Below are 16,192 nucleotides of genomic sequence, written 5' to 3' on the forward strand. Positions count from 1 at the left end.
CACGAAATAAAACACGATGTAGTCTCGTAAAACAACACCTATATGCGCGTATTTCGTATAATCTTAAGCTAATTTACATAAATAAGTTGCATAAAAAAACCCAACTTTACATTTTTGGGTGTAAAATTGGGTGTTATACTTATAATTACCTGATAATCAAGGTAAATTGCGGAGAAAGAGGGATTCGAACCCCCGGACCTGTTACAGTCAACGGTTTTCAAGACCGCCGCATTCGACCACTCTGCCATTTCTCCAGTGGTCTGCATTACTTCCGTATTGCGAGTGCAAATATAGACACTTCCTTCAATTCTGCAAAAAAATATATACTAAAAAACACACTTTTTTTTTAGTAATAAAACTAACTCTCTCGGCATGAAATATTTATAAAGAATAAAAAAAGGTCTTAATAAGTAAAAAACTTATCAAGACCTTCTTATTCTAACTCTAAAAACTAATTATACTATTAGTAATTGATATATTCAGTGATTTCTAAACCATATCCTGTCATCCCTACTCTTTTGCCTTGAGCAGAATTAGACAACAACTTAATCTTAGAAATATTTAAGTCATGTAATATCTGCGCTCCGATACCGAAGTCTTTTTCATCTCCAGATAACTTAGGTGTATCAAGATCTAACTTCGCTCCAGAGTTTTTAAGTACAGCTAATCTATTTAAAAGACTTGCATTGTGATCTTCTTGATTAATAAATAAGATCGCTCCTTTATCCCCTTCGTTAATCTTAGCAAACGTATTCTCCATACGAATGCTTAATTTACCACTTAAGGCATCTAAGATATCATTATTACCGATCGTTGAATTAATACGTGTTAAAACAGCCTCATCAGCATTCCAATCTCCTTTAGTCAAAGCGATATGCACTTGTCCATTTGTATTCTGTTGATACGCTCTTAATCTAAAAGTGCCATATTTAGTTTCTAATTCGAAGTCTTCTTTCTTTTCGATTAAGCTATCGTGCTTCATACGATAAGCCACAAGAGCTTCAATAGATATAATTTTTAAGTCCCATTTCTTCGCTACATCCATTAACTGTGGTAGTCTAGCCATAGAACCATCTTCATTTAAAATCTCTACTAAGATACCTGCTGGTTTAAACCCTGCCAGTCTTGAGATATCAACTGCAGCCTCAGTATGCCCTGTTCTTCTCAGTACACCACCCTCTTTAGCAATCAATGGGAAGATATGTCCTGGACGACCAAGATCTTCTCCTGTAGTCTCTTCTTTTACCAATGATTCTATTGTCTTAGCACGGTCATATACAGAGATACCTGTCGTACATCCATGTCCTTTTAAGTCTATAGATACTGTAAATGCTGTCTGGTGAAGTACAGTATTATTAGTTACCATCGGATGCAAGTCTAATTCTTGACATCTCTCTTTAGTAAGGGGAGCACAAATAAGTCCACGTCCATGAGTGGCCATAAAATTGATCATCTCTGGAGTAACCATTTCTGCAGCAGCGATAAAATCGCCTTCGTTTTCACGATCCTCATCATCTACCACTATGATTACTTTTCCTGCTTTGATATCTTCAATAGCTTCCTCGATAGTGTTTAATTGAATGTGATTATGTGACATTATAGTTGTATTTTGTTGTTTTGTATTATTTCTTTTTTTGTTGTCTTTTTGATTTTAAAGCAACAAATAAATCTTTAAATGTATCTAACGATAGACTAAAGCTAACATCTCCATTATCCCTTGTAGCCTTATACGTTAAATATATAGCCAATGGAGTAAGAACTAAAGATCCTATCCACCCTCCAAAGAATGGGATAATTCCATCCTCCTGAGCCATCTTTCTTCCAAAAGTATTTATAAAGTGATAAGTAATAAAGATACCTACTGCAAATACAATTGGCAAACCAATCCCCCCTTTTCGAATAATAGCTCCCAATGGTGCTCCAATATAGAACATCAGGAAACACGAAAAGGCAATCACAAACTTCTCGTATAGAGCTAACCAGTGATCATTTATCTTCTTTACTTGATTTAATATAGAAAGGTCATTACTCTCTGTATTAAAGCTAATGTTATTCGTATAATCTATCGCTGACTGTAAGATTCTACTCTGATTATCATAAGAAAAATCCTTTATTAAGTCAGCATCCGCTATTTCTATTTTTGCAATAGTATCATTACTAGAAGGTTGTCGTTCCATAGACAACAGATTTCCTAATCTCAAAGTTAGGTTATCTGTATTAGATGCTTTCTCTACATTCATAGATCGTTGAAGAGAGTCTATCGTATAGTTTAGCTCCTTTATATTCAGCATACCATACGTATTGGTAATCTTATCCTCATCTTTCCCCTCATCTTGAAAACTACTCAAATCAATATTCATCGTATATTTTTCAAAAGAAGTTTTGATAAACGGCTCTTTCTTCTGTTCTTCATAGTTCTTCGCTACTACATCATCATAGTAGTTACCATCGAATAAGTGAAGCTTTAAGATATTAGACGTTTCTTCTGTTTCTAGTTCTCCATTTACTGATCTAATCACCGTCTTATTTTCATATCCAGAACTAGACTTGACATGCATCGTTACATTATCTAAATACTGACCTTTATCTCCAGTCTTATTATCTACCTTAATGTTGACCTGTCCTAAATCATTAAACTGCCCAGCGGCTATTGCCATAGCTGGTTTTGTTTGAATAATTTCTTTTCGAAGATTTAAAAAACGATATTCCGCCTTTGGAATAACATCATTCGCAAACCAAAATGATACTCCTGCTAATATAAATATGAATATAGACAATGGACGCATCGCTCTCTGAAGAGAGATTCCTGATGCCTTCATCGCTGCGAACTCATAGTTCTCTGCAAAGCTACCAAAGGTCATAATAGATGCTAATAGCACTGACAAGGGCAATACCAAGGGTACCATCTTAGGTGAATAGAACAGTAAGAACTGAACAATCACGATCAAATCAAGATCCTTTCCTGCTAATTCTGAGATGAATAACCACACCCCTTGTAGGATAAAAATAAAGTATAAAATAGCGAACACTGTTAGCAGCGTCGATATAAAGCTTTTTAAAATATAACGGTCAAGTAATTTCACTTAAATCTTTAATCTATATTGTTGATGTAATAATTAGGGTACAACGACTGTGTAAAGGTAAAATGATTTTTCGACATTGACTGATTTGTTTTAAAAGAATTAACCGTCAGTGTTGATTTAGAACCGTCTTTATTTACTTGAATCTTGTTATAGATATCTTTCGTTGCCGTATCTATCCCTAGATATACCTCTTTTATAACAGATTTTTTATCCGTAGGTATTAGTTTTATATACTGTACTTTCTTCCCATCTACATTCTGTAGAATATCCCACTGAAATGTATATCCTTGATTAAAGAAAGTCAGCATCTGAGAAGGCAATATTCCATCTGCATTTTTCTCATTAAACTTAGAGACTGTCACCTCTTCATCTTCATCCGAGATAGTATATATCTTCTTGCCATCATATATCTTCTTTATTCCCATAAATGTCAGGTTATAAAGGTCTTTCTTTAGATCCAGATGTCCTTTGCCATCGAAGTCTTTATTAGCCCCTTTTTGATTAAAAGAAAAGTCGATTGAGATATTCTCATACCCATTTATCTTCTTCGTTACTTCTAACAAATAATTCTTAGCTCGTTGACTACTCTGTGCATTTGCTGAAAAAGCAAATAGTACTATTCCTATAAGTGCAATAATCTTTCTCATTCTATTTCTTTAATTGTTGTTTTCTTCATTATCAAAAAACTGATCTAAAGCCATCAAATCTGGTATATTCACTGTACGTGCCTTACTTCCTTCGAAAGGCCCTACAATACCGGCAGCCTCTAACTGATCAATTAATCTACCTGCACGATTATAACCTAGTTTTAACTTTCTTTGTAACAATGAAGCTGACCCTTGCTGTGCTGTAACGATGATAGCTGCAGCGTCTTTAAACAGAGGATCTCTCTCACTAATATCCACATCTAAATTACTAGCTCCCTCCTCACCTACATATTCTGGTAATATATAAGCCTCTGGATAAGCCTTTTGTGCCCCTATGTACTCTGTTAGTTTTTCTACCTCTGGAGTATCTACAAAAGCACACTGTACACGTACCAAATCATTTCCTTGTGTGTACAACATATCCCCTCTACCGATTAACTGATCTGCACCCTGCTGATCTAAGATCGTACGAGAGTCTATTTTAGAAGTAACTCTAAAAGCTACACGTGCTGGGAAGTTCGCTTTAATAATACCAGTAATAACGTTTACAGATGGTCTCTGTGTAGCGATAATTAAGTGAATACCAATAGCACGAGCCAACTGAGCTAAACGTGCGATAGGCGTCTCTACCTCCTTACCTGCTGTCATAATCAAATCTGCAAACTCATCCACTACTAATACGATATAAGGCAAGAAGCGGTGTCCATTCTCAGGATTTAACTTGCGCTGTTTGAATTTCTCGTTGTATTCCTTGATGTTTCTAACCATTGCATCTTTTAGTAGCGTATAACGGTTATCCATCTCTATACACAGAGAATTCAGCGTATTAATAACTTTCGTATTATCTGTTATAATAGCATCTTCCGAATTAGGCAATTTAGCTAAATAATGTCGTTCTATTTTATTAAATAAAGTTAATTCTACTTTCTTTGGGTCAACTAATACGAACTTCACTTCGGCTGGGTGCTTTTTATACAGAAGCGATGTCAATAGAGCGTTCAGTCCTACAGACTTACCTTGTCCTGTAGCCCCTGCCATCAGAAGGTGAGGCATTTTTGCTAAATCTACTACGAAGGTCTCATTCGAAATCGTCTTACCAAGTGCCACTGGTAACTCCATTTCAGCACTTTGGAATTTAGGAGAAGCTATCACACTTCTCATGGACACAATAGAAGGACTGTTATTAGGTACTTCGATACCTATCGTTCCTCTACCTGGTATGGGTGCAATAATACGGATACCTAATGCAGATAAAGAAAGAGCAATATCATCTTCTAAGTTCTTAATCTTCGAAATACGAATACCTGCCTCTGGCACGATCTCATATAGTGTAACAGTAGGTCCTACAGTAGCCTTAATCTGAGCAATATCGATCTTATAGTTACGCAGGGTGTCTACGATTCTATTCTTATTCTCTTCTAATTCTTCTTGATTAATCGTAATTCCAGAACCACTGTATTCTTTCAATAATTCAATAGAAGGAAACTGATAATTAGACAACTCTAATGTAGGATCAAACTCTCCAAAGTCTTGAACCAATCTAGCCGCTAGATTCTCTTCTAAACTTCCTTCGTCTTTTATTTCTTCAATAACGAAGTCATTAGCACCTGCTTCCTTAGCAGTCACAGATTCTACCTTCTCTACGTTTGGCTTTGGATTTTTATGATCTAATACTAACTCAGAGCTATGTTCTATCGTCGGTTTAATATTCTTTGGTTCTACTATAGCAGACTTAGGAGACTCTGGTTGCTCATAGATACTAAAGTCTTCTTCTTTAACAGGTGTTTCCTGCTTAGCAGACGGTGCTTCTACCTCCTTATTCGCTACTGCTACAGGTTCTGCATTTACCTGATTTGCTTGTCCATTATTATCGAAGTCAGCAGGAGTCTCTATATGTTTCTTTTTAAACTTCTTAAAGAACGCTGGTAACCCTTCTAATCCTTGACGAATAGAAGTAGGTGATAATTTAAATCTAAACAGCGCAAAAGCAATCGCAAAGAATAACAATAACAATACCGTACCAGCTGTACCTAGATAATCTACAAAGTACAGATTTAACTCATATCCTACTGTCCCTCCTAAAAGAGGATTACTGCTCCAGAAAAAACCTAAGAAAACAGATAGCAATAACATTGAGAACAAGTCCCAGAAAATCACTTTCTTGATTCTTCTAGCTGGTATAGTGAAAAAGGCATAAATACCTGAATGAACTAATAACTTTGCAAAAAAGAAAGACGCTACTCCGAAGCCTTGATATACAAATAGGTGAGCTAGATATGCCCCTAGTTTACCTAACCAGTTAGCCACCTCAGCCTGTCTATCTCCTAATAATTCTAAATTACTCTGATCTTCTATCCCTGTGATTAAATAGGATATAAAACTCAACGTTAGTGCGATACCACTGATGATTAACAGTATAGTGATTAAGAATCGGCTATTGATATGTATCGTTGTATCAAATCGTTTGGCCGTACTCGTTGATTTTGTAGTTTTCTTTTTTGTTGTATTTTCTTTTTCCATTTCCTTTTTTATTGACAATATGGCTATATTGTTTTCAACCTAATTCTTTTTATAACAATAGACTGCTAGTAAATCATTCAATATACTAGCAGTCTATGTATATAAAACCCTTATTTTAAAGCAGCGATAGCTTTTTCATAATTTGGTTCATCAGCTGTTTCAGCCACTTGTTCTGTATAGATTACTGTACCTTCTTCGTTTAAGATAACAATAGATCTAGACAACAATCCTTTTAAAGGTCCGTCTGTAAACAGCACCCCATAATCTTTTCCAAATTGTCCGTCTCTAAAATCAGACAACATCTCTACATTCGCAATACCCTCAGCTCCACAGAAACGCCCTTGTGCAAAAGGTAAATCTCTTGAAACACATAATACTACTGTATTCTCTAGTTTAGAAGCATCTTGGTTAAAATGTCTTACAGAAGTAGCACATGTAGGTGTATCCACACTAGGGAAGATGTTTAAGATTACTCTTTTTCCCTTATAGTTTGCTAATGTTTTATCAGCTAAATCTCCTCCTACTAAATTGAATTCAGGAGCTTTTGTATTTAATCCTGGTAATGTTCCGATAGTTTGGATAGCATTACCTTTTAATGTTACAGTCGCCATATTGTTTTATTTTTTAGGTTACACAAAAATAAGTAAAATTCGATAGAATATAATGCTAAATACTGATAGATATATTAGCAAAACCTAAATGTAATAAATATATAATCAATGAAGCTCTCGTATGCAGTCTTCTAGAATTGGACTACAGTCTTATTTAACCCTAAAAACAAAAAAAGGACTGTACTCAGAGTACAGTCCTTAAAAATTTTATAAAGAGAGTTTTATTTATCTATCGATCCTAAAACTCTTTGCATAAAGGTATTCAACGCTTCTTTTTGGGTAGCTCCTTCTTTTACAAGTTTCTGAACCTCTAGAGCCCCATACATATTAGAAATAAGTTCACCGATCACATCTAGTTCCTCATCCTTAAGAGAAGGCACTTCTGTTAGGTTTTCTAACACTTCTAGCGTTTCTATAATATAATCTTGGTCGTTATCTGCAATGAATTGAGATAACTGTCTTATCACTGGTAATTTCATTCTATATCAGATTTATGAAATTATACAATTTCGTTTACTAATTCGTGTAACACCTCAGTTTTATTTGTCTGAGTTTGGTTAACTAACTTACCGTTTACGAATGTAGCAAAAGTTGGTAAATTGCTTACATCAGCCAATTTTCTTGACTCAGGGAAGTTCTCAGCATCTGCAATTACAAATGTCATGTTTTCTTTCTCTGTAGCCAATTTTTTGAATTTAGGCTTCATAATTCTACAATTACCACACCAAGATGCAGCATATTGAACAACCACTTTTTCATTTGAATTTACAATTTCTTGTAAATTATCTTTATCTAGTTCTAAAAGCATTTTTTTTAAATTTTGGGTTAGTAACCTGGTTTATTTCTTAGTGTTTGCTTAAGTATTCAGCTACACCTTTTCTGTCAGCATTCATTGCATCTTTTCCTTCTTCCCAGTTAGCTGGACATACTTCACCATGAGTTTGTACGTGAGCGTAAGCATCGATTAATCTGATGTACTCATTTACGTTTCTTCCTAATGGCATATCGTTTACTGATTCGTGGAAAATTTTTCCAGTCTCATCGATTAAGTAAGTAGCTCTATATGTAACGTTAGATCCTTCGATTTGAACTGAATCTAATTCTTCATTATATACTTCGTTTTCTACATCTAAGATTCCTAATACTGATGATAAGTTTCTTTGAGTATCTGCGATAATTGGGTAAGTAACTCCTTCGATTCCACCATTGTCTTTTGCTGTGTTTAACCAAGCGAAGTGTACTTCGTTAGTATCACATGAAGCCCCAATCACCATAGTGTTTCTTTTTTCAAACTCTGGTAAAGCTGCTTGGAAAGCGTGTAATTCTGTAGGACATACGAATGTAAAGTCTTTTGGGTACCAGAATAATAATACTTTTTTATTGTTCTTTGTTGCTTCTTCGAAAATGTTGATTCTTAAATCATCTCCCATTTCAGACATTGCGTCTACTGTGATGTTTGGAAATTTTTTACCTACTAAAGACATAATAATTTATTTTAAAGTTAATAATCCTTCTTGATTTCTTTTACAAATGTAAGGCTAGTAAATACGATAATCTATTAATCTTGATTATTGTTTTTTATTCTAACATAAATAAAATCTATACTTACATTGCATTGTCTATTGATTAGTTTAGACATGTCTAAAGATAGTCATTTTATATAGAACTAGGAAATCTTAGCATGTTATAATAATATTAATAAACCTAAATATTATTATAATCTATAGTATATCAGCTCCTTTATAGATCTGTATATTTATTCTGCATCACTTTCTTCCCTAGCTTCTCTATAACAAAATAATTTCCACCTCATCATCCAAGTCTTTAATTTTCTCATCTTTTATTCATTTTTACAGAAGTGATCGCATACTTATCGGATACTTATCGCATAGTGGTCGCATAAAAAAGGGCTAAAAGTATGCGACCACTATGCGATAACCTTCCCATCACAAGTCGACCACTCCAAAAATGAATCAAAAAATAAGCAATGAAAAAAGGCGATAAGCTTAGTACTACCTAAGTTTATCGCCCCTTTTCTCTATAATATATAAGGTATGTCTTATGCCTTATTCACTATCTTTCTAATTTTATAATTAAATGCTGCATATAACAAGGTCACAAATGGACTCAAATAATTAAAAAATGCATACGGTAGATAGGTCATCGTAGGTATCCCCAATACTCCTGAATGATATGCTCCACAAGTATTCCAAGGGATCAATACTGATGTCACAGTCCCTGAGTCTTCTAATGTACGGCTCAGATTCTCTGGTGCTAATCCTTTTGCCTTATAAGCGTCAGAAAACATCTTACCTGGTACCACGATAGATAGATACTGATCTGATGTCATCACATTAATCGCTAAACAACTAGCTACTGTACTTGCAAATAACCCGAATACATTATTAGCAATATTCAACAGTGCCATCGAGATCTTCTGTAATGCTCCAATAGCTTCCATCGCTCCACCAAAAAACATAGCACATAAAATCAACCAAACCGTATTCAACATACTTGCCATCCCTCCTGCTTCAAACAAGCCGTTCAGGCTCTCTAATGGCGACAAGATTCTGATATCTGTAGTCAGTGCTAGCATAACACCTTTATACGCATTATAAAAATTAAATGTATCTCCACCTGATACTGCGACTACGATGTCTGGCTGGAAAATCAGTGCAAATACTCCTCCTAATAGTGTTCCTATCAATAATGCTGCTATAGGCTGTACTTTCTTAACGATCAAAAAAACTACAAATACTGGTACTATAAATAAAATAGGTGTGATATTAAATGTATCTGCTATAGCCTGTAAAGTCACTGATGTATCTACATCTCCTCCATGACCATATAATACCCCTAACACAGAGAACAGCACTAACGTAACGATATAAGTAGGTACTGTAGTGTACAGCATATATCTGATATGGGTAAATAAGTCTGTACCTGCCATCACTGGAGCAAGGTTAGTCGTATCAGATAATGGGGATAACTTATCTCCAAAATAAGCTCCTGATATCACAGCTCCTCCTATCATCCCTATAGGCATCCCTATCGCATTACCTATCCCTACTAACGCTATCCCTACTGTAGCAGATGTAGTCCATGAACTACCTGTAGCTATAGATATAATAGAAGTAATGATCAGACAGGCTGGTAGATAAATAGCGGGATGTAAAATCTGTAACCCGTAATAAATCATACTAGGTATAATCCCGCTTAAAAGCCAAGTACCCGATAAGGCTCCTACTAATAATAAAATAAAGATAGCACTAGAGGTATCTCTAACATTATTAATAATCTGCGTGATCACCTTATCGTAACTTACATGATTAAAGATACCCACAACAGTAGCAATAGAACCACCTATTAATAAGATAAACTGATTCGTACCAGACAAGGCGTCATCCCGGAATACAAACACATTAATAGCTAATAATCCTACTAAAATAACAACAGGAATTAGCGATTGAAATAACGTGATTGGCTTCTCTACTTTGTCGTGTTTACTACTCATTTACTTAAATCTTAAATTTATTTTGATGCGAAAGTAACGATTTTACAGTTATATCTTATGCAAAATAAGACATAATACAATATAACTATTAAAAAATCATATTTTACTTTACTGATTCATAGTTTATTATAAAAAAGAATACCAATAAATCCAATTAAAGGTTCAAAAAAATTGTTAAAAACAAAACTTTTTTCTATATTTACTACATACATATAAAGCAATTTATATGCAATCTTTATGTACTATCTCTAGAGAAGAGATACATTTAGATATAAAATATTGTTGTTTTGATGTTTTTAGAGGACATCATATTAAGCTACTTATCTACAATAAGTAGCTTTTTTTATACCTCTAAAGTATAGGTACCTCACCCCTTAATTACAACAATATTATTTTACACAAACCTTATAGTCAGTCCATTATTCTATTTTTTAACGATTGCTTTTATTAATTTCACAAGGATTATTTGTCTAAGACTGAATCCCAAACTAACTTTGCTCTTATATCAAAACTCAACAATATGATAGTAAGACACAAAAAGCATATCATACAAATGCTTTTTATATGGAAGGGGTCTGTCCTTAAAAAAATATTTCCAACGCTACTGGCTATCTTTATATTCTCTTGGATTGTCTATTTTGCTCATTACCTATTCCCTGATGTAATAATCCCACTTAATGTAGGAGCGTTTGCCTTAGTAGGTATTTCGCTAGCGATATTCTTAGGATTTTGTAATAATGCGGCTTATGATCGCTTCTGGGAAGGAAGGAAACAATGGGGAAGCCTAGTGATACACTCTAGATCGCTTGCTTTTCAGATTCAAAACTATATAGACGAAAGCCCTTCGTTCTCTAAAAAGGAAAAACAAGAGGGGATCAAACTTATTATTGCTTTCTGCTATCTCTTAAATAAACAACTGAGAGAAAAGACAGACTATGAAGAGATACGTCAGTACCTGAAAGAAGAGGTATATCAAGAAATGCTGACTAAGAAATTTAAACCTGCGTATATTCTTAATGAATTAACGAAATGGATAGCTACACAGCAGCGTGCAGGTAGACTAGATACTATCACACAAGCTAGGATAGACAAGAATATCGATGAACTATCCATAGTATTAGGTGCATGTGAACGTATCGTACATACTAAAATTCCGTTTGTATACTTTGTTATTCTACACAGGACAGTCTATGTGTACTGCTTTATACTTCCGTTTGGATTAATTGATCTTATTGTCTGGACTATGCCCTTCTTTGTGACCTTCGTAGCGTATACCTTTATCGCACTAGACGCTGTAGTAGCAGAGATAGCAGAGCCATTCGGAGAAGAAGAAAACGACCTTGCTCTAGATCAGATGTGTGCTAATATAGCTTATTCTCTAAGTGAAATATCGGAAATGCCTCTACCAGAGCTGATGACACCTGATAAGAACTATATCGTTACATAATGTATCGAAAGTACATCACTAACGCTCATAAAAAAAGCACTTCGAATGAAGTGCTTTTTAGTTATAATTAAGCGTTAATTAAATTTAAAGATTCTTGAAGTTCTGGTTTTTCTAGAACATAACCATTCACCCATTTCGTTAAGCGATCTACATCATAAGGCAATAATTGATTAATAGCTTTATGAAGTTCTTTGTAAAATAACTTTGGATCAAAACTTACATTCTCAAGTATAGTTTTTGCGAAATCAAACATTAAACGTGTTTTCATATCTGTAATTTTTTATCTTACTACATAGTAAACATAGTCATTTTGAAAAGTATTTCCCGTTTTTCCCTCAGACTTTAATACAATTTTAGCAATTAATATCTGATTCTCATAATTTGAATAAATTGACTGAATTTTATTAAATAAATATTTCAATAATTTCATTTTCTGCAATGAGTTGATCTTATAAAAAAAGCATCTCCTATGGAAGTGCTTTTATCTTATGCGTTCAGTAATTCTAAGGATTGATGTAGTTCTGGTTTTTCCTGAACATAACCGCTAACCCACTGTTTTAACTGATCTAAATCGTATGGTAATAAATTCTGAATTGCTTTTTGCAATTCCTTATAAAATAACTTTGGATCAAAACTTACATTCTCTAATATCGTTTTGGCAAAATCAAACATTGTTCTTCTTTTCATATTTGTAATACTATTGTAACACATGAGCTAAATTAGCACTTACCGTATTAAAACACAAAAATAAATAACATTTTATTATTATTTTAAGCATTTATACATTAAATAAACTTTTATATCTTAATATATAAAATAGTATCAACAAACATCTGTAAGTATTATATAAAAACATCATGTTACCCTATAAATTCACAAAATGTGTATTTCCAAACAAATTGGGGGTATAAAAAAATGAACTCTATTCATAACTAATGATGAATAAAGTTCATTTAGATATTAAGATAAATTCTTTTCGACCGATTTATCCTGCTTTATATTATCCTGATAGAGTCACACCTATCTTATCTTTATGACACTAATACTGTTTTAAGAAGTACTTCAATAAATCCGTAGTAGTCACTATTCCTTTTAAATGTCCTAGCTGATCAACTATCGGTATAGAGTGATAGCTCTGCTTTGACAGTATTTCTGTTACCTCTTTTACTGTTGCTGTAGGTAAGGCACTTACCACTACTTTAGCCATTAGTTGTTCTATAGAATATAAGTCATAGACTACAGAAGGCATGTCTTCTGACTCATCCTCGACCACATCGACATAACTGATTTTAATCAAATCAGAATAACTTAGCACTCCTATTAATTTATCCCCCTTAACGATAGGGATGTGTCTTATTTTATGTTTTTTAAACAATCTCTCTGCATCATATAAACTATCGGATAAAGTAAGAGTGATGAGCTCTTTAGTCATAATCTCTTCAACTGGAACCTTTTGTTTCATAACAATCAGATTTTAGTTAGACAATACACATATAAAAAGGTCACCTTTTTATTACTTTAAATTTACGATACTTATAGGAATATAACAAATTAACTGCCAATGGATTAATTCTATTTTTCAAGTAATTAGACAATATCTTCATTATTTAAAAAGGAATATCTTCATTTTCATTCTTTATAGCTTATATCCTGCCTTCTTTACCATAAAAAAGCACTTCTGTATCTCTACAAAAGTGCTTTTTATACAAACCTATATTTCCTTTCCATTTATATCAATAACTACTGCTACTCCATTCTTTATCGCAGTAGTTTTACCATCTTTAAACTCTCCTATATGACTGTATGTAGTCGGTTCTAATACGATTACCCCTTTATCATTCATAAATCCTACATAGTTATTCAGCCTAATTCGCGCTGTATTATCTTTAGTGAAGCGCTCTACCTTATCATATTTCGCTACTGATACTACCTTTTGTAACTTATCCGCTATGCCCCACTTACCTTTCTCTAAATATGTAGCGTAGCCTTTAAATAAGTTATCTACATCTGTATACTGACCTGGTTTAAATAACTCTATCCCATTCTCATAATTAACAATAGTCAATAGTCCATTCGCTCTCACCTTTGCTAACTTGTCTTTTGTCAAAGCATAATCTGGTATTTCATATTTGGCATGCACAGTCGTAAGCCCTACATGATTCACAAATCCGTATAAACCTCCTTTTACTAAATAGGCATATCCTTCATTATTAAACTCACTGATACGATCGTACATCGGGTTTATAACAATGATGCCCTGTTTATTAATCAGTCCCCATACCCCATTCTGTTTCATCCTAGCTACTAGAGCATTGGTGAAGTCTAGCTCGTTCTCATAAACAGGAGAAGTGATATGTACAAGATTAACAGATGCAAAACCATGTAAATCATTCATCCCTTTTAACAAAATGACTTTGTTTGCATAGTCAAACTTTATCTCTTTATAGTTATCCTCTAAGATCTTTCCGTTCTGATTAAAAACATTATACATTGTCACTGAAGAAGTGTGGATAGTAAGCTTTCTATTACTCTCTTTGTCTGGCGTAGATACCTCATCATATTCTACAGCTAGAACTTCTTTCCACTGTCTATTAATAAGTCCACTCTTATTGCCAAAAGACACTACTGCATGATTATCCTCTGCGAACTCTTCTATATCTGTATATTTAGTCGGTTCTACCAACATATTCATTCTAGAGTCAAATATGCCTAAATAAGGAGCCTTAAGTACTTTAAACACTCCAGCTTCATTAAATGGATATATCTCTGTATAATAAGTATCTAATCGCTCTTCGAAGTTTTTATCTATAAGATTCTTAGATATCTCATTCTTCTGTACTAATGCATATCCAAAAGAGTTATAATTATCTATTCGCTCATAGGTTGGTTCTAAACGTTTATACGTTTTTAGATGGAATAACCCTACAGCTCTTTCTATACCTGGTATATCATTGTAGATTCTCACAGTACCTTGGTCTTCTGTCACATTGATATCCTTATAGTCCACAGGTAATACAACTTCCCAATTCTTATTCGCTAACCCTAGTTTACTGTCTAGTGTTAAGATTGTCATATCATAAGGTAGTAAAGTTCCGATATTATCATACATCACAGGTAGCACTACTTTCCATTGTTTATTAATCACTCCCCATTTACCATTCTGATTGACACGCGCAAAGCCCTCAGCGTTAAACACGGTTATATTATCATATTCTGGAGCTAATAATACCTTAAACTCTCTGTTAATCACTCCCCACTTCTCTCCTACTTTAATACGTGCAAAACCTTGTTCGTCGAATTCTGTGATCTCATCATATATAGGCTCTAAGATTACCTTGTGATTCTTATCAATGAATCCCCACTTCTCCCCTACATGTAATCTGGCATAACCTGATTTATCAAACTCAAATATCTTAAAGTCTGCCTCAAAACGAGGTGCTATAATTTCTTTCCAATCTTTATTTAACAGCCCCCATTTCTCTTTTAAAACTACTTTATAAGTAACTTCTACCTCATCATTAGACTCTTTAATCTCATCGTACTTAGGCTCTAGAATCTTTCCTTCCGTGTTAATCATCCCCATCTTTAACGAGTCGATTAACATCGCTATACCTCTAGTATCAAATTTGGTAATACTGTCATACTTAGCATTCGCTAATACTTTCCAATTCTTATTAATCAATCCTCTCTTTGTATTCTGCTCTACGATGATGTGATCTGCATTCACTCCTTCTGTTCCAAAATCGCGAATCTTAGTATAAGAAGGTTTGATTGCTAATTTCCAATCCTTGTCTATAATACCATACTTCTGCTCTATCATCACCTTTACATACTGCTTATCATAGTAGCCTGTAATCTCATCATACAAAGGTTCTATCTTCTCTTCTCCCTTAGTATTAATCACTCCACTTTTTTCTAATCTCACTACAGTCGCATATCCCTGTATACTAAAATCTTTAATATCGTTATAAGTAGGAGCTATTACAGGTTTGCCCAGCATATCTATTATTCCCCAAAGCTTACTCTTTTTTACTCTAGCTATTTTATGTTGGTCAAAATCTTTTACAGCTTCATACTGAGGTACCACTACCACAACATTAGCCTGTGGGTCTCTGAACCCCCATAAACCACGCTCTTCAAAAGGGATTAGTATTTTAGGTTGATAATCTGGTTTCTCTTCTTTAGGTTTATCATTCTTGTTATTGTCATCATTGCTACAAGAAAATGACAAGAAGCCAATTAATATAAGTAAGGTTATTTTTTTCATAAACGTTTAACGATTATTTGAATAGTTAACAAGGAGAATCAAACAAATTCATCAATCCAAATATATAAAAAATTAACATTATTTAATTATTACACTTAAAAAA

The 16,192-nt window shown here is 33.9% G+C and carries 14 protein-coding genes and 1 tRNA gene; 1 reads left to right on the plus strand and 14 read right to left on the minus strand.

All coding sequences use genetic code 11. From position 1 onward, the window contains the following. Positions 1 to 169 precede the first annotated feature (169 nt). The 10 genes from E0Z07_RS00305 to nhaC all read right to left on the minus strand — a co-directional run bounded on the left by E0Z07_RS00305 (position 170) and on the right by nhaC (position 10,375). Positions 170 to 254, minus strand: a tRNA-Ser gene (locus E0Z07_RS00305). A gap of 209 nt (positions 255 to 463) precedes the next feature. After that, on the minus strand, positions 464 to 1,597 hold the full coding sequence (gene ribB / locus E0Z07_RS00310; protein ID WP_006258621.1) for a 3,4-dihydroxy-2-butanone-4-phosphate synthase: 1,134 nt from the start codon (positions 1,595 to 1,597) through the stop codon (positions 464 to 466). A gap of 25 nt (positions 1,598 to 1,622) precedes the next feature. Beyond that, entirely contained in the window at positions 1,623 to 3,083 is a 1,461-nt protein-coding gene (locus E0Z07_RS00315) for an LptF/LptG family permease (protein ID WP_006258622.1), read from the minus strand. An 8-nt stretch (positions 3,084 to 3,091) separates the two neighbouring features. Further along, the gene (locus E0Z07_RS00320; protein WP_006258623.1) at positions 3,092 to 3,730 is read right to left on the minus strand and encodes a LolA family protein; all 639 of its coding nucleotides are present in this window, start codon (positions 3,728 to 3,730) and stop codon (positions 3,092 to 3,094) included. Positions 3,731 to 3,739: 9 nt separating this feature from the next. Next, a complete protein-coding gene (locus E0Z07_RS00325; protein WP_006258624.1) occupies positions 3,740 to 6,250 on the minus strand; it encodes a DNA translocase FtsK in 2,511 nt (836 codons plus the stop codon). A 110-nt stretch (positions 6,251 to 6,360) separates the two neighbouring features. Beyond that, positions 6,361 to 6,861, minus strand: a complete 501-nt coding sequence (gene tpx / locus E0Z07_RS00330; protein WP_006258625.1) for a thiol peroxidase — start codon at positions 6,859 to 6,861, stop codon at positions 6,361 to 6,363. Positions 6,862 to 7,082: 221 nt separating this feature from the next. Next, entirely contained in the window at positions 7,083 to 7,340 is a 258-nt protein-coding gene (locus E0Z07_RS00335; RefSeq protein WP_006258626.1) for a DUF6952 family protein, read from the minus strand. A gap of 20 nt (positions 7,341 to 7,360) precedes the next feature. After that, the gene (locus tag E0Z07_RS00340) at positions 7,361 to 7,669 is read right to left on the minus strand and encodes a thioredoxin family protein (RefSeq protein ID WP_006258627.1); all 309 of its coding nucleotides are present in this window, start codon (positions 7,667 to 7,669) and stop codon (positions 7,361 to 7,363) included. Positions 7,670 to 7,706: 37 nt separating this feature from the next. Next, the gene (locus E0Z07_RS00345) at positions 7,707 to 8,345 is read right to left on the minus strand and encodes a peroxiredoxin (RefSeq protein WP_006258628.1); all 639 of its coding nucleotides are present in this window, start codon (positions 8,343 to 8,345) and stop codon (positions 7,707 to 7,709) included. 575 nt (positions 8,346 to 8,920) lie between these two features. Next, positions 8,921 to 10,375, minus strand: coding sequence for a Na+/H+ antiporter NhaC (gene nhaC / locus E0Z07_RS00350; RefSeq protein ID WP_006258629.1), 1,455 nt, complete (start codon positions 10,373 to 10,375; stop codon positions 8,921 to 8,923). Positions 10,376 to 10,895: 520 nt separating this feature from the next. On the opposite strand from nhaC, the gene E0Z07_RS00355 reads away from it, so the two are divergent. Then, positions 10,896 to 11,822 (plus strand): bestrophin family protein, encoded by a 927-nt coding sequence (locus E0Z07_RS00355; RefSeq protein WP_006258631.1) that lies wholly within the window; start codon positions 10,896 to 10,898, stop codon positions 11,820 to 11,822. A 67-nt stretch (positions 11,823 to 11,889) separates the two neighbouring features. On the opposite strand, the gene E0Z07_RS00360 is transcribed toward E0Z07_RS00355, so the two are convergent. The 4 genes from E0Z07_RS00360 to E0Z07_RS00375 all read right to left on the minus strand — a co-directional run bounded on the left by E0Z07_RS00360 (position 11,890) and on the right by E0Z07_RS00375 (position 16,089). After that, positions 11,890 to 12,090, minus strand: a complete 201-nt coding sequence (locus E0Z07_RS00360; RefSeq protein ID WP_006258632.1) for a hypothetical protein — start codon at positions 12,088 to 12,090, stop codon at positions 11,890 to 11,892. A gap of 218 nt (positions 12,091 to 12,308) precedes the next feature. Next, a complete protein-coding gene (locus E0Z07_RS00365; RefSeq protein ID WP_029988608.1) occupies positions 12,309 to 12,509 on the minus strand; it encodes a hypothetical protein in 201 nt (66 codons plus the stop codon). Positions 12,510 to 12,861: 352 nt separating this feature from the next. Further along, on the minus strand, positions 12,862 to 13,284 hold the full coding sequence (locus E0Z07_RS00370) for a CBS domain-containing protein (protein WP_006258635.1): 423 nt from the start codon (positions 13,282 to 13,284) through the stop codon (positions 12,862 to 12,864). A 249-nt stretch (positions 13,285 to 13,533) separates the two neighbouring features. Then, the gene (locus tag E0Z07_RS00375; protein ID WP_006258636.1) at positions 13,534 to 16,089 is read right to left on the minus strand and encodes a WG repeat-containing protein; all 2,556 of its coding nucleotides are present in this window, start codon (positions 16,087 to 16,089) and stop codon (positions 13,534 to 13,536) included. Positions 16,090 to 16,192: the final 103 nt, after the last annotated feature.

The sequence above is a fragment of the Myroides odoratimimus genome, from assembly GCF_004337635.1.
GTDB classification, from domain to species: domain Bacteria; phylum Bacteroidota; class Bacteroidia; order Flavobacteriales; family Flavobacteriaceae; genus Flavobacterium; species Flavobacterium odoratimimum.